Raw genomic sequence first — 24,608 nt, 5'->3', positions numbered from 1 at the left:
TCGGGCTGGGAGCCGATCCGCAGGCCGGCGGCGCGGGCGCGGGAGACGGCCTGGATGCTCAGGATCGAGTCGCCGCCGAGCTCGAAGAAGTTGTCGGTGACGCCGACCCGCGCCACGCCCAGCACCTCGGCCCAGATCCCGGCGAGGGTCTCCTCCTCGGGGGTGCGCGGGGCGACGAACTCCCCTTCCCGTCCTTCGTCTTCGGGGTCGGGGGCGGGCAGTGCGCGGCGGTCCAGCTTCCCGCTGGTGGTGAGCGGCAGGGTGTCGAGCGCGGTGAACGAGGACGGCACCAGGTGGTCCGGCAGCACCCGCCGCAGGGCGGCGCGAAGGTCGGCGGACGGGCGGGCCGCGCCGTCGGCGAAGACCAGGTAGGCCGCCAGCCGGGTGTGGCCGCGCGCGTCGGGCACGGCGGCGACCGCGGCCGCGGCGACCTGCGGCAGGTCGAGCAGCGCCGCCTCGATCTCGCCGGGTTCGATCCGGTGGCCGCGCACCTTGACCTGGTCGTCGGCGCGCCCGAGGTACTCCAGGCACCCGTCGGCCGTCCAGCGGGCCAGGTCGCCGGTGCGGTACATCCGGGCGCCGGGCGGCCCGTACGGGTCGGCGGTGAAGCGGGCGGCGGTCAGCCCCGGGCGGCCGGCGTAGCCGCGGGCGACCTGCTCGCCGGCGAGGTGGAGTTCGCCGCTCACCCCGGGCGGCACCGGCTGGAGCCGGTCGTCGAGGACGTAGGCCCGCAGGTTGGGCAGCGGGCGGCCCACCAGCGGCCGGTCACCGCCCGCGATGCGGCAGGCGAGCGCGTCGACGGTGCACTCGGTGGGGCCGTAGTAGTTGTAGGCGGCGACGTCCGGGTGCCCGGCGAGTTCGCGCCAGAGCCGGGGCCCGACGGCCTCGCCGCCGAGCATCAGCACCCGGGGGCGGTGGCGCGGGTCGTCGAGCAGTCCGGCGGGCAGCAGTTGGCGCAGGTAGGAGGGCGTCAGGTCGAGGAAGTCGACGCGGTGGCGCACGACGTACTCGACCAGGGCGGCCGGGTCCATCCTGGTGGTCTCGTCGACCAGGTGCAGCGGGTGGCCGTCGGCCATCAGCAGCACGCCCTCCAGGGAGGTGTCGAAGGAGAACGAGGCGGTCAGCGCCACGCGCAGCGGCCCGCCGCCCGCGTCGGCGACGAAGCCCGCCCGGTGGGCGGCGAGCAGGTTCACCACCGCGCGGTGCGGGACGGCGACGCCCTTGGGGCGGCCGGTGGAGCCGGAGGTGTAGAGCACGTACGCGGTGTTGGCGGGGTGCAGCGAGGCGGTCCGGTCGGCGTCGCCGGGGTCGGTGTCCGGGCCGGTGTCGGGCATTGCCCGGAGCGTCTGCTCGTCCAGGACCAGGGCCGGGCGGGCGTCGTCGAGCAGGTAACGCTGGCGCTCGGCCGGCAGGGCCGGGTCCAGGGGCAGGTAGCCGGCGCCGGCCTTCCAGACGGCGAGGATCGCCACGATCATGTCGGCGGTGCGCGGCAGCCGCAGCGCGACCAGCCGTTCGGGGCCGGCGCCGCGGGCGATGAGCTGGTGGGCGAGCCGGTTGGCGCGGGTGTTGAGGGTCGCGTAGTCGAGCCGTTCGGCTCCGGCGACCAGGGCCGGGGCGTGCGGGGTCAGGGCGGCCCTGCGCTCGAACAGCTCGGGGTAGCCGGTGTCCTCGACGGGCAGCGCGGTGGCGTTCCAGTCCCGGGTGACCTGCCGGGTCTCCCGGGGCGAGAGCAGCGGCAGGGTGCCGAGCGGGCGGTCGGGTTCGGCGGCGGCGCCGGCCAGCAGCAGCAGGAGCTGGTCGGCCATCCGGCGGGCGGTGGGCGCGTCGAAGAGGTCGGCGCGGTACTCCAGCAGGCCGGTGAGCGCCTCGCCGTCCGGGACGAACTCGACGCTGAGGTCGAAGGTGGCGGCCTGCCGGGGCACGGCGACCGGGGCGGCTGCCGGCCCGTGCGGGGTGGTGGCCTCGGGCGGCGCGGGGTGCAGCAGGACCAGCACGTCGAACAGCGGGTTGCGGCCCGCCTGGCGGGGCGCGCCGACCGCCTCGACGAGCCGTTCGAAGGGCGTGTCGCCGTGCGCGAGCGCGTCGTTGCCGGTCTCGGTGGCGGCCGCGAGCAGGTCGCGGAAGGATCCGGCGGGCTCGACCCGGGTGCGCAGGACGACGGTGTTGACGAAGCAGCCGACGGCCCGTTCCAGCTCGGTGCGGGAGCGCCCGGGCGTCAGGGAGCCGACGGTGACGTCCTGCTGGCCGGACCAGCGGGCCAGCAGCGCCTGGGTGGCGGCGACCAGGGCGGTGTGCAGGGTGCCGTGCCGCTCGGCCGCGAGCTCGCGCAGCCGGGCGGTGAGCGGCGCGGGGACGGTGAAGGCGTGGACGGCGCCGGGGCCGGCCTCCTCGCCGCGCCGCGGGTGGTCCAGCGGCAGCTCCGGCGGCACCGCACCCGCCAGTTTCGCCTTCCAGTGGGCCAGTTGGCCCTCCAGCCGGGCTCCGGAGAGCTGTTCGCGCTGCCACACCGCGAAGTCCGGGTACTGGACGGCCACCGGGGGCAGGTCCGGGGCGGCGCCGCGGGCCAGGGCCTCGTAGCCGGTGCACAGCTCGTCCAGGACGACGCCCATCGACCAGCCGTCGGTGACGATGTGGTGCGCCGTCACTTGCAGGACGTGCGAGCGGTCCGACTCGCGCACCAGCAGGGCGCGCAGCAGCGGCCCCTGCCGGAGGTCGAAGGGGCGGGAGTACTCCTGGAGCAGGATCGCGTCGAGGCTCTCCCCGTCGGCCGGCTCCCGGACGGGCAGCGGCACCGGACCGGCCGGCCGCACGGTCTGCACCGGGCGGCCGTCGGCCTCGTCGAAGGTGGTCCGCAGCCCCTCGTGGCGGGCCACGACGGCGGCCAGCGCCCCGGCGAGCGCCGCGCGGTCCAGCGGGCCGGTGAACCGTACGGCGACCGCGCTGTTGTAGCGGGGGTCGCCGGGGCGCAGCCGGTCCAGGAACCACAGGCGCTGCTGGACGAAGGAGGGCGGCAGCGGTCGGCTGCGGTCGGCGTGCGGGATGGACCGGTCGGCGGCGGCCCGGGCGCCGCCGGAGCGCCCGGCCAGCCGCAGGCGCAGCGCTTCGCGCAGGTCGGCGGGCAGGGCCTCGGCGCGGTCTCGCTTCGAAGGCGTCATGGTCGTCGGATCCTCACCGTTCGTCATCGTTCGTCATCGTCCGGGCCGCCGGACGCGGCGTCCTCGAGTTCGCTCAGCACCTGGTCCTCCACCAGTTCCGCCAGGGCGGCCACGGTGCGGGAGACCAGGACGTCGCGGGGGGTGAGCGTGACGCCGAAGGCATCGTTGGCGCGGGAGGCGATCAGCAGGGCCCGCATGGAGTCGCCGCCCAGTTGGAAGAAGTCGTCCGTCACGCCCACGGCCGTCCGCAGGGTCTCGGCCCAGATCTCGGCCACGGCCTCCTCGGTGGGCGTGCGGGGCGCCAGCCGGTCGGGCCGCTGCTCCTCCTCGGGTACGGGGGCGGGCAGCGCGGCGCGGTCGGTCTTGCCGCTCGCGGTGAGCGGGAAGCGGTCGAGGACGGCGAAGGCCGAGGGGACGAGGTGGCCGGGCAGGGAGCGGGCGGCCAGGGCGCGCAGTTCGGCGCCGGTCGGCGGTTCGGCGCCGGGGGCCGCGAGCAGGTGCGCGACCAGGCGGGGCAGCCCGGGCTCGTCCTCCCGCACCGTCACCACGGCGTCCAGCACGGCCGGGTGGCGCACCAGGACGGCCTCGACCTCGCCCGCCTCGATGCGGTGGCCGCGCAGCTTGAGCTGGTGGTCGGTGCGGCCCAGGTAGTGCAGTTCGCCCCGGTGGTCGCGGCGCACCAGGTCGCCGGTGCGGTACATCCGGGTGCCGGGCGGCCCGTACGGGTCGGCGGTGAAGCGGGCGGCGGTCAGGCCCGGCCTGCCGAGGTAGCCGCGGGCCAGGGCCGGTCCGCTCAGCCACAGTTCGCCGGTGACGCCGTCGGGCACCGGCCGCAGGCGGGCGTCCAGGACGTAGGCGCCGGTGCCGGGCAGCGGGCGGCCGATCGGCGGCGCGGCGCCGTCCGGGGCCAGCGGCGCGGACCAGGCGGCGACCACGGTGGCCTCGGTGGGGCCGTAGGAGTTGACCATGCGGTGGTGCGGGGCCCAGCGGGCCACCAGGTCGGCGCCGCACGCGTCGGCGCCGACCACCAGGGTCCTGAGCGCGGGCAGCGTGCCGGGGGTGTCGGCGGGCAGGGTGGCGAGGGCGGCCGGCGGCAGCAGGGTGTGGGTGATCGCCTCCGTCCGGAGCACCTCGGCCAGTTGGGCGCCGAGCAGCGGTCCGGGTGCGGGCACCACCAGCCGGGCGCCGTGCGGCAGGGACATGCACAGTTCGAGCACGGAGGCGTCGAAGCTGGGGGTGGCGAAGGCCAGCACCCGGTCCCCCGGGGCGACTTGGTAGTGCTCGGCCTCGGCGGCGGCGAAGGCGGCCAGCCCGCGGTGGGTGAGGACGACGCCCTTCGGGGTGCCGGTGGAGCCGGAGGTGTAGATGACGTAGGCGGGGTCGTCCAGGTCGAGCGGGCGGAGCCGGTCGGGGTCGGCGGGGCGGTGGTCGGGGGCGCCGTCCGGCGGGGCGGCCAGCAGCGCCGCGACCTCCTTGGCGTCCAGGGTGAGCGCGGGCGCCGCGTCGCGCAGCATGAACTCGACGCGCTCGTCGGGGTAGTGGGGGTCGACCGGCAGGAACGCGGCGCCGGTCTTCGCCACCGCCAGCTGGGCGAGCACCATGTCCGCCGAGCGCGGCAGCAGGAGGGCGACCACCTCGCCGGGGCCGGCGCCGCGCGCGATGAGCCGGTGCGCCAGGCGGTTGGCGTGCGCCTCGGCCTCGGCGAAGGTCAGCTCCAGTCCGGGGGCGCTCAGCGCCGGGGCGTGCGGCCGGCGGTCCACGGCGGCCTCGACCAGGGCGGGCAGGGCCGCCGGGGGCACCGGGGCGCCCGCCGGGCGGGCCGGGCCGCGCAGCAGCCGCTCGCGTTCCCCGGGCGGCAGCAGGTCGAGGTCGTCCAGGCGGGCGGTGCCGTCCGAGCCGGCCAGGGCGGACAGGGTGTGCAGCAGCTGGGCGGCCAGTTTCTCGGCGGTGTCCCGGTCGATGTACCGGGGGTCGTGGCCGAGTTCGACGGCGAGCCGGTCGCCGGGCGAGACGACCACGGTGAGCGGGTAGTTGGTGGCCTCCCTGGCGTCCAGTTCGCGGATCAGCAGGCCGTGGGCGCCGGCCGTCGCGTCGCCGACCGGGTAGTTCTCGAAGACCACCAGGCTGTCGAACAGCGGCGTCCCGGGCGCCAGCCCGCTCAGGCCGTGCATCGCGGCCAGCGGCAGGTGGTCGAACCGGCGGTCCTCGGCCTGCTCCTCCTGGAGCGCGCGCAGCCAGGCGGCACAGGGCTGGGCGCCGTCGACGGTGACGCGGGCGGGCAGGGTGGTGATGAACAGGCCGACGATGGCGTCGGAGCCGGCCAGGTCGGCCGGGCGCCCGGAGACGGTGGTGCCGAAGCACACCCGCTGCTCTCCGCTCCACCGCGACAGCAGCAGCGCCCAGGCGCCCTGCACCAGGGTGTTGAGGGTGAGGCGGTGCCGGCGGGCGAACTCCTGGAGCCGGTCCGTCTCGGCCTCGGCCAGGCGGTGCGAGAGCCAGGCGCCGGAGCGGGCCGTGTCGCCCTGGGCGGGCTTGCGGTCGTAGGGCAGCGCGGTGGTGGTGAGGTCCGCCAGGACGCCGCGCCAGTGCTCCACGGCGGCGGCGGTGTCGCGGGCGGCGAGCCAGCCGACGTAGTCCGCGAAGGGCCGGCGCTCGGGCAGGCCCGGCCGGTCGCCGCGGGCGAGCGCGGCGTGGGCGGCCAGGACGTCGGACAGGACGTGGAAGACGCTCCATCCGTCGAGCAGCACGTGGTGGAAGGTCCACACCACGCGCGCCGCGTCCGGGCCGAGCCGGATCAGGTCGAGCCGCAGCAGCGGGGCCCGGTCCAGGGCCAGCGGGCGGGCCCGCTGGTCGGCGAGCAGCCGCTCCAGGCGGGCTTCGCGCTCGGCTTCCGGCAGTGCGCTCCAGTCGTGTTCGGTGACCGGCAGCGTCGCCTCCCGGTGGACCACCTGGAGGGGTACGGGCACGTCGCGCAGGACGACGGCGGTGCGCAGCACGGGGGTGCGGTCGACGACGTGCTGCCAGGCGGCGGCCAGCGGCCGCAGGTCGCGGGCGCCGTCCAGCACGAAGGTGATCTGCTCGACGTACAGGCCGTGTTCGGCCTCGTCCAGGCCGTGCAGCACCATGCCGGTCTGGGTGGGGGTGAGCGGCTGGATCTCCGTCACGTCCCGTCCGGTGCCGGCCAGTCGGTCGACGGCGGCCTGGTCCAGGGCGGCCAGCGGGTAGTCGGCGGGGGTGCGGCCGCCCGCGCCGGGTTCGGCGCAGTGGCGGACGATCTCCCGCAGCTCGTCCAGCAGTTCGGCGGCGAGCCGGGCGACGGTGGCGCGGTGGTGCACCGCGCGGGAGTACGACCAGGTGAACGCCAGCTTCCCGTCGCTCACCCGGCCGAGCACGTCCAGCAGGTGCGGCCGGTCCGCGGCCCGGTCCATGCCGCCGGTGAGCGGGCCGGCCGGGGCGTGCAGCAGGCCGCCGGGGGCGGGGGTCCAGTCCTGCCGGCCCAGGTAGTTGAAGCCGATCTGCGGCAGGTCGGGCAGCCTGGGGTCGGCGGCGGGCCGCAGGTGGCGCAGGGCACCGTAGCCGAGCCCGCCGCGCGGTACGGCGCGCAGGTTCTCCTTGACGGTCTTCAGGGCGGTGCCGGTGTCGGCGTCCCGGGGCACGTCCAGGGCCACCGGGTACAGCGTGGTGAACCAGCCGACGGTCCGGGAGAGGTCGACCCCGTCGAACAGTTCCTCGCGGCCGTGGCCCTCCAGGGCGACCGTCACCCGGTCCCGGCCGGTCCAGCGGGCCAGCACCCGGCCCAGGGCGCAGAGCAGGACGTCGTTGACCCGGGTGCGGTAGACCTCCGGGACGTCCTGGAGCAGCCGGCGGGTGTCCTCGGCGTCGAGGGCGAGGTCCAGCGACTCCTCGGTGGCGGCCGTGTTGGCGCCGTCCAGGTCGGTCGGCAGGGCGGTCGCGGCGCCGTCGTCCAGCCCGTACCAGTGGGCGTGCTCGTCGTCGAAGCCGCCGGCCGCGGTGTGCTCGGCGAGCCGTTCGGCCCAGGCCCGGAAGGAGGTGCTCTTGGGGCCGAGGTCGGGCCGCCCACCCGCCCGCAGCGCGCGGTGGGCGGTGTCCAGGTCCTCCAGGAGGACGCGCCAGGACACCGCGTCGACCACCAGGTGGTGCGCGGCCAGCAGCAGGACGGGGGGCTGCTCGCCGTCGAAGCGGCACAGCGCGGCCCGCAGCAGCGGCCCTTCGGCCAGGTCGAAGCCTGCGGCCAGGCGCTCGCCCAGCTCGCGCAGCGTCGCCTCGCGCTCCAGCGCCGGGGCGGCGGGCAGTTGATGCGTGCGCAGCTCCGGCAGGTCGCCGGGCGCGGTGCCGTGCTGGCGCCACCGCCCGTCGCCGAGCGGCTGGAACCGCAGGCGCAGCGCGTCGTGGTGGTCCAGGACGGCGGCGAGCGCGGCCCGCAGCAGGGGCTCCTCGGTGTCGGGGGCGAGGGTGAAGGAGACCGACTGGGTGAACTGGGCGGTGTCCCCGCCGAGGGTGTCCAGCAGCCAGTCCTGGACGGGGGTGAGCGGGGCGTCGCCGACCACGGCGCCCTGTTCGGCGGCGACCGCCGGGCTCGGCGACTCCTCGGCGGCGAGGGCGAGTTCGGCCAGGGTCTGGTGGGCGAACAGGTGCCGGGGGGTGAGCGCGAGGCCGGCCCGGCGGGCCGCCGAGACGATCTGGATGCCCAGGATCGAGTCGCCGCCGAGCGCGAAGTAGTTGTCGTCCGCGCCCACGTCGGGCACGCCGAGCACCTCGCGCCAGATCGCGGCGAGGGTGCGTTCGGTCGCGGTGCGCGGCGGTCGCTCACCGCGTGCGGCCGGGGCGGCCCACACCGGGGCGGGCAGCGCACGGCGGTCGAGTTTGCCGGTGGCGCCGAGCGGCAGCCGCTCCAGCGGCACCACCAGCGCGGGCACCAGGTGGTCGGGGAGGGTGCTCCCGAGGAAGGCGCGCCACTCGACGGGGTCGGGCAGTGCGCCGTCACGGGCCACCGCGTAGCCCACCAGGCGCCGGTGGCCGTCGTGGTCGACGACCCGGGCGGCGGCGGCCGACACCTGCGGGTGGCGGGCCAGGGCGGCCTCGACCTCGCCGAGTTCGATCCGGAAGCCGCGCACCTTGACCTGGTCGTCCGCACGGCCGAGGTAGCCGAGGTCGCCGTCGGCCGTCCAGCGCACCAGGTCCCCGGTGCGGTACATCCGGCGCCCGGGCGGGCCGAAGGGGTCGGGCAGGAACCGGGCGGCGGTCAGGCCCGGGCGGCGCAGGTAGCCGCGGGCGACGCCGGTGCCGGCCAGGTACAGCTCCCCCGGCGCGCCGACGGGCACCGGGCGCAGCCGGTCGTCCAGGACGTAGGCCCGGGCGCCGCCGACCGGGCGGCCGATCGGCGGGTCGCGGTCGGGGTCGGCGGGGTCGCAGGCGAAGGCGGTGGCGTAGACGGTGGCCTCGGTGGGGCCGTAGATGTTCAGCACCCGGCAGCCGGGGACGGCCTCGCGCAGCCGGCGCACGGTGCGGGCGGGCAGGGCCTCGCCGGCCAGGACGACGGTGTCCGCGCCGAGGTGCACGGCGTCCTCCGCGAGGAGGCCGCCCAGGGCGGAGGGCACCGCGCTGAGCAGGCCGGCCCGCCACGGCCCGGGGCGCTCGGCCAGGGCCAGCAGGTCCCGGACGAGTTCCACGCAGCCGCCGGCGAGCAGGGGCGAGAAGATCTCGAACACCGACACGTCGAAGTTGAGCGAGGTGGCGGCCACCACGTGGGCCAGGCCGTGGTCGGCGAACTCGGCGGCGGCCCAGTCGGTCAGGGCCAGCACCGAGGCGTGGGCGACCACGACGCCCTTGGGGCGGCCGGTCGAGCCGGAGGTGTGGATGACGTACGCGGGGTGCTGCGGCAGCAGGGCGCCGAGCCGTTCATGGTCGCGCACGGTGTCGGGGCGGGCGGCGGCGAGCCGTCCGGCGCACCCGGGGTCGTCGAGCACGATCCGGGTGAACGGGCCCGCCGGCAGCCGCCCTCCGGTCTCCGTGTCGGTGACCACGGCGTCGGGGCGGACGTCCGCGAAGAGGAACGCGATCCGGTCGGCCGGGTACCCGGGGTCGACCGGCAGGTAGGCGGCGCCGCTCTTGAGCACCGCCAGCAGCGCCACGGCCAGGTCGGCGGTGCGGGGCAGCGCGAGCGCGACGAACCGCTCGGGCCCGGCCCCGGCCGCGATCAGCAGCCGGGCCAGCCGGTTGGCCCGTTCGTCGAGCTCCCGGTAGGTCAGCAGCACGTCGCCGCAGCGGACGGCCGGGGCGTCGGGCGTGCGGGCGGCCTGCCGGGCGAAGGCCTCGGGCACGGTGTCCTGCGGTGCCTCGACCACCGCCCCGCCGAAGCGGTCGACGAGTTCGCGTCCTCGCAGCGGGTCGAGCAGCGGCAGCTGCGCCGCCGGCCGGTCGAGGCCGGCCGCCATCGCCGTCAGCAAGGTGTGCAGGCCCGCCCCGAGCGCCTCGACGGTGGCGGTGTCGAAGACGGCCGGGTCGTGGTCGAGGCTGACCGCGATGGCGTCGCCGGGGGCGACCACCACGCCGAGCGGGTAGTTGGTCGGCTCCAGGACGTGCTCGGTCTCGACGCCCAGGCCGTGCCGGGTCAGCGCCTGCGCGTCGAACGGGTAGTTCTCGAAGACCACGATGCTGTCGAACAGGGCCGTTCCGCCCGGCAGTTCGCTCCAGTTCTGGAGCTGCGCCAGGGAGACGGCGTCGTAGCGGCGGGCCTCCGACTGGGCGTCCTGGAGCTCCCGCAGCCACTCCAGCAGCGAGCGGCCGGCGTCGATCCGCACCCGGGTGGGCAGGGCGTTGATGAACAGCCCCACCATCGAGGTGACGCCCGGGAGTTCGGCGGGCCGGCCGGAGACGATCGTGCCGAAGACCACGTCGTCCCCGCCGCCGTAGCGGGAGAGCAGCAGCGCCCAGGCGCCCTGGAGCACGGTGTTGACGGTCAGCCCGGCCTGCCGGGCGGTGGTCCGCAGCCGCTCCGACAGGTCGTTGTCGAGGGTCACCCGCACCGATGCCGAGGACGACGCGCGGTGCGCCTCGGCCGGGCGCCGGTCGCGGGGCAGTTCGGTGGGGGCGGGGAACCCGGCCAGGGTGTCGCGCCAGTACCGCTCGACCCGCGCCGGGTCCTGCCCGGACAGCCAGCGCAGGTAGTCGGCGAAGGGGGCGCGCGCGACCGGGTTCGGCCGGCGCCCGGCGGCCAGGGCGGCGTAGCGCTCGCACACCTCGTCGAAGACCTGGGCCGCGCTCCACCCGTCGAGCAGGACGTGGTGGAAGGTCCACACCACCCGCACCCGGGTCGGCGACAGCCGGACCAGGGCCAGCCGCATCAGCGGTGCGGCGGCCAGGTCGAGGCCGGCCGCCCGGTCCTCGGCGAGCAGCCGGGCGGTGTCCCGCTCGATCCGGTCGGCCGGGCGGCCGGTCCAGTCGTGGTGGGTCACCGGGACGGCGGCCCGGTGCTGGACGACCTGGAGCGGCTCGGCGGTGTCCTGCCAGGCGAGCCGGGTGCGCAGCACCGCGTTGGCGTCCACGGTCTGCTGCCAGGCGGCGGCCAGGGCGTGCGGGTCGGTGACGCCGGAGAGGACCAGTTGGACCTGGTTGACGTAGGTGTGGGCGTCCGGGTCCAGCAGGCTGTGGAAGAGCATGCCCGCCTGCATCGCCGTCAGCGGGTACACGTCCGCGACGGAGCGGCCGTCCCCGGCGATCCGGTCCACCGCCGCCTGGTCCAGCCGGGCCAGCGGGAAGTCGGCGGGGGTGCGGCCGCCGGCGCCGGGCTCGGCGCAGTGCGCGACGAGGTCCTCCAGGGCGCGCAGCATGGCGTCCGCGAGCGCGGTGACGGTCCGTTCGTGGTGCCGGCCGGCGCTGTAGTACCAGCCGATCTCCAGCCGGTCGTCCTCGACCCGGGCGACGACGTCCAGCAGGTGCGGGCGCTCGGTGCCGGGCGCCTCCGCGCCGCCGAGGCCGCCGGGGACGGCGCGGACCAGGGCGGCGCCGTCGGCGGACCAGTCGAAGCGGCCCAGGTAGTTGAAGCTGATCCCGGGGGCCGGGGCGTCGGCGAGCTCTTCGTCCCGGGCGAGGTGGCGCAGCGCGCCGTAGCCGAGGCCGCGCTCCGGCACCGCCCGCAGCTGCTCCTTGACGGCCTTCAGCGCGGTGCCCCAGTCCCCGTCCGGGACGTCGAGGGCGACGGGGAAGAGCGAGGTGAACCAGCCGACCGTGCGGGACAGGTCGACGTCCTCGAACAGCTGGTCCTCGCGGCCGTGCCCCTCCAGGCCGATCGCGACGGTGCTCCGCCCGGTCCACTCGGCGAGCACCCGGCCCAGGGCGGTGAGCAGGACGTCGTCGATCCGGGTGCGGTAGACCCCGGGGACCTTGCGCAGCAGGCTCCCGGTGCGCTCGCGGTCCAGCCGGACGGTGACGGCGCGCAGGTCGGCGGCGGTGTTGCCGCCGTCGCCGTCCACCGGCAGCGCGGCCGCGCAGTGCCGGGCGGCCGCCGCCCAGTGGGCGCGCCGGCCCGCGAAGCCGCCGGCCGCGGTGTGCTCGCGCAGGCGGCGGGTCCACTCCCGCACGGAGGTGGTGCGGGCGGGCAGGCGCAGCGGCCGGCCCTCCACGGCCTGCCGGTAGGCGGTCTCCAGGTCCTCCAGCAGGATCCGCCAGGAGACGCCGTCGACGACCAGGTGGTGGACGGCCAGCAGCAGCCGGGCGGGCCGGGTGCCGTCGGTGGTGAACAGGCGGGCGGTGAGCAGCGGGAGGGTGTCCAGCCGGAACGCGGCGTGCGCGGCCTCGGTGGCCCGCGCCTCGGCGGCCTCGGCCGCCGCCCCGTCCAGGGCGCCGAGGTCGACGACCTCCAGCAGCTCGGGTGCGGCGGCGTCCGCAGGGGCGCAGTGCTGCTGCCAGGCGCCGTCCGCCCCGGTGGTGAAGCGGGAGCGCAGGGCGTCGTGGTGGGCCCACAGGGCGGTCAGGGCGCGGCGCAGGGCCTGCGGGTCGACCTCGCCGGGCGCCTCCACCACGACGGACTGGTCGAAGGACGCGGCGTACGGCGGGTTCGGGTCGAGGAACCAGTGCTGGATGGGCGTCAGGCCCACCTCGCCGCTGACCGGTTCGGTCCCGGCGACGGTGGCTGCGGTGCCGGCGACGGCGGCCAGCGCGGCGACGGTGGGGTGCCGGAACAGGTCGCGGGGGGACAGCGCGAGACCGGCGGCGCGGGCGCGGGAGACGACCTGGATGCTCAGGATCGAGTCGCCGCCGAGCAGGAAGAAGTCGTCGTCGACCCCGACCCGCTCCACGCCGAGCAGTTCCGCCCAGATCGCGGTGAGGACGCGTTCGGTGTCGGTGCTCGGGGCGCGGTGGGCGCGGTCGCCCGCCGCCGACCAGTCGGGAGCGGGCAGCCTCCGGCGGTCCACCTTGCCGTTGGCGGTCAGCGGCAGTTCGGCGACCGTGACGAAGGCCGCGGGCAGCATGTAGTCGGGCAGGTCGGCCGCCAGGTGGGCGCGCAGCGCCGTGGCGGAGGGCGGCTCGGCGCCGCCGGCCGGCACCAGGTGGGCGGCCAGCCGCTTGCGCCCCGCGTCCTCGTGGAGCGAGACGACGGCCTCGGCGACGGCCGGGTGGGCGGTGAGCCGTGCCTCGATCTCGGCGGGTTCGATGCGGAAGCCGCGGATCTTGATCTGGTCGTCCGCGCGGCCCACGAAGTGCAGTTCGCCGTCCTCGCTCCACCGGGCGGTGTCGCCGGTGCGGTACATCCGGCCGCCGGGCGGCCCGAAGGGATCGGCGAGGTAGCGGGCGGCGGTCTCGCCGGGCCGGCCCGCGTAGCCGCGCGCGACTCCGGCGCCGGCGATGTACAACTCGCCCGTGATGCCGGGCGGTTGCGGCTGGAGGGCGCCGTCCAGCACGTACACCCGGGTGTCGTCCAGCGGGCGTCCGATCGGCAGCACGGCGGGCAGCCGGTCACCGGGGCGGAAGGCCCGGCGGGTGGCGAAGGTGGTGGTCTCGGTCGGGCCGTAGCCGTCGACCACGGTGAGGTCGGGGCAGGCCTCCAGGACCCGGCGCACGACCGCACCGGGCACCGCCTCGCCGCCGGTCCACACCTCCCGGGCGCCGCGCAGGCAGCCCGGGTCCTCCTGGGCGAGGAGCCGGAACAGGCCGGCGGTCAGCCACAGGCACTGCACGCCCTGCTCGGTGACGGCGCGGCGGACGGCGGCGGCGTCCAGGTCCTCCGGCGGGGCCAGCACGGCGGTGCCGCCGCGCAGCAGCGGCACCCACAGCTCGTAGGTGGCGGCGTCGAAGGCGTGCGGGGAGTGCACGAGCACCCGGTCGTGGCCGGTGAAGGCGCGGTCCAGGGCGAGCGCGGCGACGTCGCGCCGGCGCACCGCGACGCCCTTGGGGGTGCCGGTGGAGCCCGAGGTGAACATCAGGTACTGGACGTTGTCGGGGTGGAGCGCCGGGGCCGGGGCCGGGCCCGGCCGGGCCGCGAAGGTCTGCCCGTCGACGCGAAGCACTTGCCCGTCCGGCCGCAGTTCGCGGGCCATCCGGTCCCCGTGCGCGTCGGTGAGCAGCAGGTCCGCGCCGGCCTCGGCCAGCATCAGGTGCAGCCGCTCGCGCGGCGCCCTGCCGTCCAGCGGCACGTAGACCCCGCCGGTCCGGACCAGCGCCAGCTGGGCGACGACCAGGTCGACGGAGCGGTCCATGAGCACGCCGACCGGGCGTTCGGCGCCGACGCCGAGCGCGGCCAGCCGGCCGGCCAGGGCGGCGGCGCGGGCGTCGAGGTCGCGGTAGCCGAGGCGCTCGTGGCCCGCCTCCACGGCGACGGCGTCCGGGCGGCGGCGCACCTGCTCGGCGAACAGGTCCGCGATGTCGCGCTCGGTCCGTCCGACGGCGGTGGCGTTCCAGTCGACGAGGATCCGTCGGCGCTCCCCGGCGGTCAGCAGCGGCACGCGCGCGGGCGGGCCCCCGGCGCCCCCGGGCAGTCCCGTCAGGACGGCCGTGAGCTGCCCGGCCATCCGCCGGACGGTGGCCTCGTCGAACAGCCGCGGGTCGTAGCACAGCCGCAGGGCCAGCTCCGGCCCCGGGTAGGCCAGCAGGGCGAGCGGGTAGTTGGTGGTCTCGATGCCGTCCAGGTCACGCAGGCGCAGGCCGTGCGCGGCGGCCGCGTCGTCCTCGACCGGGTAGTTCTCGAAGACGACGATGCTGTCGAACAGGGCGGTCTGCTCGGGGAGGACGGTGGCGGCCCGCAGGCGGGTGAGCGGGACGAAGCCGTGGCGCCGGTCCTCGCCCTGCTCCCGTTGCAGCGTGCGGAGCCAGTCGAGCAGGGTGCCGTCGGCGGGCACGGCCGTCCGGGTGGGCAGGGTGGTGATGAACAGGCCGGTCATCGTCTCGACGCCGGGCAGCTCGGGCGGCCGCCCGGACGAGGTGGTGCCGAACACCACCTCGTCCCGGTTGGCCTGACGGCCCAGCAGGATCGCCCAGGCGCCCTGGACCAGGGTGTTCAGGGTCAGGCCGGAGCTGCGCGCGAGGCCTTCCAGCGCCCGGGTCGCGGCGGCGGGCAGGGTGAACGGCACGGCCCGGGTGGATTCCGCGCGGTGGCTCTGGCGCGGCTCGCGGTCGTACGGCAGCGGCGTCGGCTCGGCCAGCCCGGCCAGGCGCCCTCGCCAGTGCCGCTCGGCCTCCGCCGGGTCGCGCTCGCGCAGCCAGGCCACGAAGTCGCGGTAGGGCCGGCGCTCCGGCACCGTGCCGTACGGGACGGTGCCGTACGGGACGGTGCCGAAGGGCTCGGTGCCGGATGGCAGGGTGCCGGACGGGACTTCTCCCGCCTCCGGCCCGGAGCGGGCCAGCGCGGCGTGCACGGCGAACACGTCGGACAGCACCTGGAAGAGGCTCCAGCCGTCCAGGACGAGGTGGTGGAAGGACCACAGCACGCGCACCCGGGTGTCGGAGAGGCGGATGAGCAGCAGCCGCTGGAGCGGGGCCCGGGCCAGGTCCAGCCCGCGGGCCCGGTCGCGGTCCAGGAGCTCGGCCAGCCGGCCCCGGCGCTCGGGCTCGGACAGCTCGCGCCAGTCCAGGTGGGTGACCGGCACGGCCGCCCGCCGCCGCACCACCAGCAGCGGCTCGGGCACCTCCTGCCAGCGGACGTGGGCGCGCAGCACCGGGGTGCGGTCGGTGACCCACTGCCAGGCGGCGGCGAGCCGCCCCGGGTCGGGCACGCCGTCCAGGACGAAGTCCAGCTGCTGGAAGTAGGCGCCGCTGTCCTCCTCGGCGAGGCCGTGGAAGAGCATCCCGGACTGGGTCGGCGTCAGCGGGAGGACGTCCTCCACCGCGCCCGGGTCGCCGTCGGTGATCAGGTCCACGGCCGCCTGGTCGAGCCGGGCCAGCGGGAAGTCGGACGGGGTGCGCCCGGCGGCGCCCGGGCGGGCCGCGTACCGCGCGAGGTCGGCCAGCTCGGCGGCGAAGTGCCGGGCCAGGGCCTCGACGGTGTCGCGCCGGTGCACGGCGCCGGAGTAGAACCAGCTGAACTCCAGCGCGTCGCCGTCGAGTCGGCCGACCACCTCCAGGGCGTGCGGGCGCTCGACGTGCGGGTCGGCGTCCAGTTCCAGGGGCCGGAAGGTGCCGCGGTAGAGCCCGGCCGCGTCCTGCGGGAAGGACATCCGGCCGAGGTAGTTGAAGCTGATCCGCGCGGCCGGGGCGTCGGGGGCCGTGCCTGGGCGCCCCAGGTGGCGCAGGGCGTCGAAACCGAGGCCCCGTCGGGGGACGGCGCGCAGCTGCTCCTTGACCCGCTTGAGGACGCCGTCCCAGTCGGCCCCGGCGGGCACGGCCAGCGCCACGGGGTGCCGGGTGGTGAACCAGCCGACCGTGCGGCTCAGGTCGAGGTCGGCGAACAACTCCTCGCGCCCGTGCCCCTCGACGTCCACCACGACCCGCTCCAGCCCGCTCGCCCCGCACAGGGCCCGGCCGAGGGCGCTCAGCAGCACGTCGTTGGCCTGGGTGCGGTAGGTGTCGGGCAGGGTCCGCAGGAGGGCGGCGGTGTCGGCGGCGTCGAGGCGCACGGTGACGGAGCGGGCCGAGGCGTGGGTGTCGACCCCCGCGAGGTCGGCCGGGAACGGGTCCACCGGGGCGTCACCGTCCTGCGCGGGGACGGCCCGCGCCCAGTACTCCGTCTCGTCCTCGAAGCCGCCGGCCGCCGCGTACGCGCCGAGCCGCTGCCCCCACTGCCGCAGCGGCGAGGACTTCGCCGGCAGGGCCGCCGCCCCGTCCCGGCCGTCGCGGCGGGCGCGGTAGGCCGCGTCGAGGTCCTCCGCCAGCACCCGCCAGGAGACCCCGTCGACGACCAGGTGGTGGACGGCCAGGTGCAGGACCGGCGGCAGCCCCGCACCGCGCTCGTGCAGCACGGCGCGCAGCAGCGGGCCGTCGCCGCCGCCCAGGTCGAAGGGGCCGAAGTGCGGGGTGTCGCCGTCCGGGCCGGTGTGCCGGCCCAGGCGGATCCGGGGCGCCCGGTCGTCGATCCGCCAGCGCACGCCGGGGCCGGTACCGGGCTCGCCGTCGCGGGGCTCTGCGGTGCGGGGCTCTGCGGTGCGGGGCTCGCCGACCTCGGGCTCGCCGACATCGGGCTCGCTGGCGTCGGGCTCTCCGGCCTCGGCCGTGAAGGCCGAGCGCAGCGCGTCGTGGTGGGCGACCACGTCGTTCAGGGCGTCCTCCAGCGCTGCCCGGTCCACGTCGGCGCCCAGCAGGAGGGAGAGCGCCTGGTTGAAGTGCCCGGCGCGCCCGGCGGCCCGGTCGAGCCACCAGCGCTGGATCGGGGTCAGGACGCCCGCCCCTGTGGCGGCCACCCGGGCGGTCACCGCCGGCCGTTCGGCGTCGTCCGCGCACCGGGCCAGCGCGGCGACCGTCTGGTGCCGGTAGAGGTCCCCGGAGGTCACCGCCAGCCCCACCTGCCGGGAGCGGGCCACCACCTGGATGCCGAGGATGGAGTCGCCGCCGAGGTCGAAGAAGTTGTCGTCCGCGCCGACCCGCTCCAGCCGCAGCACCTCCGCCCAGATGATGGCGAGCGCCTGTTCGGCGGGGGTTCGGGGCGCGACGTGGCGTACGGCGGGCACGGCCGGCCCCGGGTCGGGCAACCGGCTCCGGTCGAGCTTGCCGTTGGGGTTGAGCGGCAGCGCGGGCAGCGGTACGACGACCGAGGGCACCAGGTAGTCGGGCAGGGCCAGGCCGAGCGCCCGGCGTACGGCCTCGGGCTCCACCCGGCCGCCCGGGACGGGGACCACGTAGCCGACCAGGCGCCGGTTTCCCTCGCCGTCGGCGACGGTGGCGGCCGCCTCCGCCACGCCCTCGCAGCGCCGCAGCGCCTCCTCCACCTCGCCCAGTTCGATCCGGAAGCCGCGCACCTTGACCTGCTGGTCGATCCGGCCGAGGTACTCCAGCTCGCCGTCGGCGTTCCACCGCACCCGGTCTCCGGTGCGGTACATCCGCTCCCCCGGCGCGCCGTACGGGTCGGCGACGAACCGGGCGGCGGTCAGCCCGGGGCGGCCCAGATAGCCGCGCGCCAGGCCGCCGCCCCCGAGGTACAACTCGCCGACCACGCCCGGCGGTTGCGGGCGCAGCCCGGGGTCCAGGACGTACGTCCGGGTCAGCGCGAGCGGCCTGCCGATCGGCGGCGCCTGCTCCGGCAGCCGGTCACCGGCGAACCAGGCGGTGGCGTAGACGGTGGCCTCGGTGGGGCCGTAGATGTTGGCGATCGCGCTGCCGGGCAGGACGCGCCGCAGGTCGCCCACCGCCTGGGCGGAGAGGGCCTCGCCGGCCAGCACGACGGTGCCCGCGTCGACCGGGGCGGCGCCCCCGGCGAGCAGTCGGGAGATCACCGAGGGCACGCCGCTGACCAGGCCGACGCGGCGCGGGGCCGGCTCCTCGGCGAGGGCGGCGAGGTCGGCGACCACCTCGACGCTGCCGCCCGCCAGCAGCGGGCAGAGCAGCTCGAAGACCGACACGTCGAAGTTGAGCGAGGTGGCGGCGAGCACGTGGTCCAGCCCGCCGGGCCCGAACCGCTCGGCCGCCCAGCGGGCGAGGGCGACGACGCTGCGGTGGGTGATCACGACGCCCTTGGGGCGGCCGGTCGACCCCGAGGTGTAGATGACGTAGGCGGGGTGCTCCGGCAGCAGCGGCCGGAGGCGGTCGGCGTCCGTGAGATCGGCGTCCGCCGAATCAGCGCCCGCCGGGTCGGGGGCGAGGCCGGCGCCGTCCTCCAGCAGCAGGACGGGCCACCCCTCGGGCAGCGCGGCCGCCGTCTCCCGGGTGGCGAGGACCAGCGTGGGCCCGGCGTCCGCCAGCATGAAGCGGATCCGCTCGGCCGGGTAGCCCGGGTCCACCGGCAGGTACGCCGCACCCGACTTGAGCACCGCCCACAGCACCGACGGCAGGCCGGCGGAGCGCGGCAGGCACAGCGCGACCAGCCGCTCGGGGCCCGCGCCCCGGGCGACCAGCAGCCGGGCGAGGCGGTTGGCCCGCCGGTTGACCTCCGCGTAGTCCCGCCGCACCGGGCCGCAGCCGACGGCGGTCCGCCCGGGCGTGCGGGCCGTCTGCGCCTCGAACAGCACGGGCAGCACGGGCAGCACGGTGTCCGGGAGGTCGCGGGCGCCGTGCGCGGGCGGGTTCCAGGAGTCGAGCAGCGTGCGCTGCTCCTCCTCGGAGAGCATGGGCAGTTCGGCGAGGATGCGCTGCGGGCCGTCCGCCATGCCCGCCAGCAGGCGGTGCAGGTGGCGCGCCATCCGGGCCACGGTCCGGGCGTCGAACAGGTCCGTGTTGTACTCCACCGTCAGCGCGCAGCCGTCGGTGTCCTCCGGGGTGAACTCCAGCACCAGGTCGAACCGGGCGGCCGGGCGGGGCAGCGGGTGGTCCTCGAAGCGCAGGCCTCCGGCGGGCGGCGGGGTGGTGGGGCTCTGCTGGACGACCATGACCTGGACCAGCGGGGTGCGGCTCGGGTCCCGGGGCGGGGCCAGTTCCTCGACCACCCGGTCGAAGGGCACCGCCGCGTGGGCGAAGGCGTCCAGCAGGGTGGTGCGCACGCTCTCCACGAACCGGTCGACGGTGGCCCGCTCGTCCACGTCGCCGCGCAGCACCACGGTGTTGACGAAGAAGCCGGTCACCTCCTCCAGCTCCCGCCGGTCGCGCCCGGTGGTGACGGTGCCGAACGCCACGTCCCGCTGGCCGGAGTAGCGCGAGAACAGCAGCGCGGACGCCCCCGCGAACAGGGTGAACAGCGTCGTGCCGCGGCCCGCGGCGAGGTGCCGCAGCCGGGCCACCAGTTCGGCCGGGAGGCGGTGGCGGTGCGCCGCGCCGTTCGTCGTGCGCTGGGCGGGCCGGGGCCGGTCGGTGGGCAGTTGCAGGGGTTGCAGCTCCGCCAGGTTCCGCTTCCAGTAGGCGAGGTCCGGCGCGTCCTCCGCCCCGGCGCCCTCGGTCCGCCGGCGCTGCTCCCAGCGCGCGAAGTCGGGGTACTGGAGGGCGGGGGCGGCGAGCGCGTCCGGTTCGCCGGAGACCTCCGCCCGGTAGAGCGCGGCCAGTTCGCGGGTGAGGACGCCCACCGACCAGCCGTCCGTGATGATGTGGTGCTGCGCCAGCAGCAGCAGGTGCTCGTCGGCGGCGAGCCGGACGAGCAGCGCCCGGGCGAGCGGGCCGTCCGTCAGGTCGTAGGGCCGGTTCAGCTCCTCGGTCAGCAGCCGTTCGGCCGCCTCGGCGCGCTCCCCGGCCGGCCGGTCGCCGACGTCCGCGGTGCGCAGCGGCAGGGTGCCCGCCGCCGCGACGCGTTGCACGAGCTGCCCGTCGACGGTGGCGAAGGTGGTGCGCAGCGAGTCGTGACGGGCGGCGAGTCGGCCCAGGGCCCGGCGCAGGGCCTCCGGGTCCGTCGTTCCGTGCAGCCGCAGGGCGACGCCGGTGTTGTACTCCGTCCCCCCGACGGTGAGGTCGTCGAGGAACCACAGGCGGCGCTGGGCGCTGGACAGCGGCAGCGGCTCCTCGCGCGGGGCGGGCGGGATCGGGTCCGGCGGCGCGGTGGTGTGCCGCTCGTCCACCAGCGGGGCCAGGGCGGCGACCGTCCGCGCGGTGAAGACGTCCCGGAGCGTGAGCCGGACGCCCAGCCGCTCGGCGACCCGGGCCAAGGTCCGGGCGGCGAGGATCGAGTCGCCGCCCAGGTCGAAGAAGTCGTCCGTCGCGCCCACCGCGTCGACGCCGAGGACCTCGGCCCAGATGGCGGCCAGGGCGCGTTCGCGCTCGGTGCTCGGGGCGACGGATCCGGCCGCCCCGGGGCGGGCGGGCGCGGGCAGCGCCTGCTGGTCGATCTTGTGCTGCGGGGTGAGCGGCAGCGCGGCCAGGACGACGACGGCGGACGGCACCAGGTGGGCCGGCAGGGTGGCGGCCAGTGCCGCGCGCAGCTCCGCCGGATCCGGGGCGTGCTCGTGGTCGGCGGGCGTGGCGTAGCCGACCAGGCGTTCGCGGCCCGGTTCGTCCTCCCGGACCACGACGACGGCCTGGTCGACGGCGGGGTGCGCCCGCAGGGCGGCCTCGATCTCCCCCGGTTCGATCCGGAAGCCGCGGATCTTCACCTGCCGGTCGAGCCTGCCGAGGAACTCCAGCTCCCCGTCGGCCGTCCACCGGGCCCGGTCGCCGGTGCGGTAGAGCCGGGCGCCGGACGGGCCGAAGGGGTCGGCGACGAAGCGCCCGGCGGTCAGGCCGGGGCGGCCCAGGTAGCCGCGCGCCACGCCCTCCCCCCCGACGTACAACTCGCCCTCTACACCAGGTGGTTGGGGCCGCATGGCCGCGTCGAGCACGTACGCCCGGGTGTGCGGCAGCGCGCCGCCGATGGGGGGTGCGCCGCTGCCGACGGTCAGCGGGCCGGTCCAGGTGGCGACGATGGTCGCCTCGGTCGGGCCGTAGGAGTTGATCATGCGCCGGCCGGGCGCCCAGCGGTCGACCAGGTCCGCGGGGCAGGCCTCTGCTCCGACGATCAGGGTGCGCAGGTGGCGGCCCGTGCCGCCGGGCACGGTGGCGAGGGCGGCCGGCGGGATGAGGGCGTGGGTGATGCGGTGCTCGTCGAGCACGGCGGCGAGTTCCTCGCCCAGCCAGGGGCCGTGCGGGGGGATCACCAGCGTGGCGCCGGCCAGGACGGAGATGAACAGTTCGAGGACGGAGGCGTCGAAGCTGGGCGAGGAGAACTGCAGCACCCGGTCGCCGGGGCGCACCGCGTAGTGCGCGCGGGCCGCCTCCGCGAATCCGCCGATGCCCCGGTGGGTGACGACCACGCCCTTGGGCGTCCCGGTGGAGCCCGAGGTGTAGATCACGTACGCCGCGTGGTCGGTCCCGCTCGGGCCCGGCAGCGCGGTACCGGTCGGGCCCGCCAGGCCGGTGTCGGGCGTGTCTGCGGCGCCGGCCGGGTCCGTCTCCAGCAGCGCGCGGACCCGGGCCGGATCGTCCAGGACGACGGCGGGTGCGGCGTCGGCGAGCATCAGCGCCCGTCTCCCGGCGGGGTAGGCCGGATCCACGGGCAGGAAGGCGGCGCCCGTCCGGGCGACGGCCAGCTCCGCCGCGACCAGTTCCATCGAGCGCGGCAGGACCAGCGCCACCGTCCGGTCAGTCCCGGCACCGCGCCGTGCGAGGTCGCGGGCCAGGCGCTCGACCCGGTCGGCCAGTTCCCGGTACGTCCAGCTGCGCCGGCCGTCCGTCACCGCGGGCGCGTGCGGCGCGCGGGCCACCTGGGCGGCGAACAGCGCGTCGAGCGTCCGGTGCGCCGGCGGCGGGGCGGCATCGGTCCCCCGGGCGGCACCGGTCCCCGGGGCGCCAGGGGTGTCGCCGGCCTGCGGCGGAGCGGACGAACGCACGGGCTGGGCAGGCCGGTCGGTCATGGCGGAAGGTCCTTCCGGACGGGGAGGAGGCGATGCGGGCGCCGGGGCAGGCGGGGGCCGGCCCTCGGGCCCGGGGGAACCGGGCCGGGGGAACGGAACGAGCCGGGGGTGAGCCCGGTGGAGCGGCGCCGGCGGGAGGGTCGCAGGCGGCCAGGACGAGGCCGGGCGCCTCAGGCGGGGTCGGCGCGACGCGCCGTGCGCCCGGACACCTGCACCCGGTCGATCACGCCCGTGGCGGGATCGCGGTGGAAGCGCCCGCCCGGCTCGGGGCGGCCGGTGTCGGGGGCGAGCAGGTCGTAGGAGAGGTCGGCGAAACAGCGCAGGGGCAACGGCAGGTCGCCGTCCACGGAGAGCGTGGACGATCCGTCGCCCGCGGGCTCGACGCGGTACCGGATCGAACCGTTGCGGTAGGTGCCCGCGCACTCGGGCAGGGGGGCGGGCTCGCCCGCGCCCACGGGCGCGATCGCGGCGGGCACCCGGACACCCGCCAGCTCGGCCAGATCGGCCGCGAGCTCGCGCCAGAGCGCGGTGGCGGTGCCGGAGTTGCCCGCGAAGGCGACCACCACGCCGCTGTCCGGGTCGGCCCGCAGGTGGCAGGAAGTCCCCATGGCGTTGCCGTCGTGGCCGCACCACAACCGGCCGTCCTGCTGGTAGAGGGCGAGCCCCGGGCCCCAGCCGTCCGCGAGCGCACCCGGCCGGGCGCCGGGCTGCGGGCGGCGCATCTCCTCGGCGACGGCGGGGGGCAGGGCCTTGGCCCGGCCGACCAGGGCGCCGCCGAGCGCGGCGAGGTCCGCGGCGCTCGCCAGCAGGGCGCCGGCCGGGGCCTCCAGCGGGGCCAGGTTCTGCCGGACCGGCCGGGCCCGGCCGGTCGCGGCGTTGAGCGCGTGCCCGGCGGCGACCGGGCGTGCGGGTGCGCTCGCGTCGACGAACACGGGCACGGTGCCGAGCGGTTCGAGCAGCAGGGCGGCCACGGCCTCGTGCCAGGGCATCCCGGTCACCGTCTCCACCAGGCGCCCGGCGGCGATGTAGCCGGCGTTGGAGTAGGAGAAGTCCGTCCCGGGCGGGAAGAGCGCGTCCCCGGCCGTGCACACGGACGACAGGTAGTGCGCCGCGGTGGTCCGGGCGGCGGCGTCGGAGTCCGGCCCGGTGGGCAGTCCGCCGGTGTGGCTGAGGAGTTGGCGAATCGTTACTGCTGGCATCCGGCGGAGCTCAGGCAGGTGATCGGCGACCCGGTCGTCGAGGTCGAGGTCGCCGTCGTCGGCCAGGAGCATCACCAGGGCGGCCGTGTAGGGCTTGGTGAGCGACCCCACCGGCACCACGGTGTCCCCGGTGAAGGGCGCACCGGTGGCGGCGTCGGCCACACCGGTGTGCAGGGCCACGACCTCCGAGCCGGTGTCCAGCACCACCTGGGCGCCGGGCACCCGGTGGGTGCGCGCGAGCGTGTCGAGCCGGTGCTGCAGTTCGCGGCGTAAGAGGAACGGCGCGCGCTCGCGGACGGGCGCGGAACTGGGGTACGGCATGGGCGGACGCTCCCGTTGACTGGTTCTCAGATGCGGGCGCGGCAAGCGTCCGCGGATGAATTCCTGATTACTGTGGAGCACGCCGTGAAATTTCCTGCCACCTGCGCTCCTCGACTCAAGACTCGCGGGAACAACGGGAATCGACGGAAGTCCTGCCGATGACGGCCGGCTGGGTGTGAACGGGAATCCCCGACCGCTCCCGGCAAGGCGCCGCACCCGCCCGAGGGGAACCGTTCCCGGCCGCTTCGGCGCTCCCCGACCGGACGGTGCGAATGCGACCCGAATTCCACGCCGCCCCGGAACGGCGAACAGGGGAACGGCGGGCGGGAACGGTGCGCGGCGAACGGCCGACCGCCGAATGCCCTCACCCCGCAGGCGGGGCCGGACAGGAATCCTGAACGCCCCAGTCGGCCGCTCCGACGGCCCTGACCTGCGCGATCGTTGCGCCCGACATGCCTGTCCCCCCTGCAATCCCTCCCCGCAACCACCGTGCGGAACCTGCCACAACCGTCGCGGGGACCGTGCAATACCTTGACGGCCCGAACGCTCGGAACGACGAACGCGGAACAGTCTTCACGGCGGGTCACCCGCTCGCAACCCCTGACGATTGAACGGAAAGCAACTCTCCCCGGAATCGGAACCGCAAAATCGCTGGTGTGACTCCCGGCCACGCCCGGAACGCCTGATGACGGGTGTGAATTCTTTGGCCGAAACTGTGACACCCCGATCCCCCTGGCCACCCGGCCGGGTTTCCGCGGGGAATAGCCGAGTGATTCCCCTGACGCCTGGGGCGCTTGTGCAGGGATGCGACGGAATAGATCAGGTACGTTGTGAGTGAATCAATGAGGGCTCTGATGCGCGTGTGCCCCGATGCGCTTGTGCCGTGGTGCGCGCATGCTCTGGTTCACGCATGCTCTGGTTCACATCGGCCGCCCCGGGGCGCGGGGCGGCCGAGCGGTGTGGGGCCCCGGGGCGCACTCTCAGTGTGCTGGTCTGACGCTCGCTCTCTACACCCCTCTCTCCCCCGC

Annotated in this window: 3 protein-coding genes; all 3 read right to left on the bottom strand. The window is 76.7% G+C overall.

Annotated elements, in window-relative coordinates; genetic code table 11:
* Positions 1 to 3,155, bottom strand: a 3,155-nt coding sequence (locus ACFV61_RS07765; protein ID WP_380490617.1) for an amino acid adenylation domain-containing protein, incomplete at its 3' end; no start/stop codon positions are given.
* Between the two features lie 23 nt (positions 3,156 to 3,178).
* On the bottom strand, positions 3,179 to 22,060 hold the full coding sequence (locus ACFV61_RS07760; RefSeq protein WP_380490615.1) for a non-ribosomal peptide synthase/polyketide synthase: 18,882 nt from the start codon (positions 22,058 to 22,060) through the stop codon (positions 3,179 to 3,181).
* Positions 22,061 to 22,230: 170 nt separating this feature from the next.
* On the bottom strand, positions 22,231 to 23,580 hold the full coding sequence (locus ACFV61_RS07755) for a serine hydrolase domain-containing protein (protein WP_380490613.1): 1,350 nt from the start codon (positions 23,578 to 23,580) through the stop codon (positions 22,231 to 22,233).
* Positions 23,581 to 24,608: the final 1,028 nt, after the last annotated feature.

Origin of the sequence: Kitasatospora sp. NPDC059817, assembly GCF_042731835.1 — a bacterium.
In the GTDB taxonomy this organism is placed as follows: domain Bacteria; phylum Actinomycetota; class Actinomycetes; order Streptomycetales; family Streptomycetaceae; genus Kitasatospora.
This window is presented reverse-complemented; position numbering and strand designations above follow the sequence as displayed.

Coding starts and splice junctions, on each gene's coding strand:
- ACFV61_RS07760 (WP_380490615.1), bottom strand. CDS start 22,060: ATGACCGACCGGCCTGCCCAGCCCGTGCGTTCGTCCGCTCCGCCGCAG.
- ACFV61_RS07755 (WP_380490613.1), bottom strand. CDS start 23,580: ATGCCGTACCCCAGTTCCGCGCCCGTCCGCGAGCGCGCGCCGTTCCTC.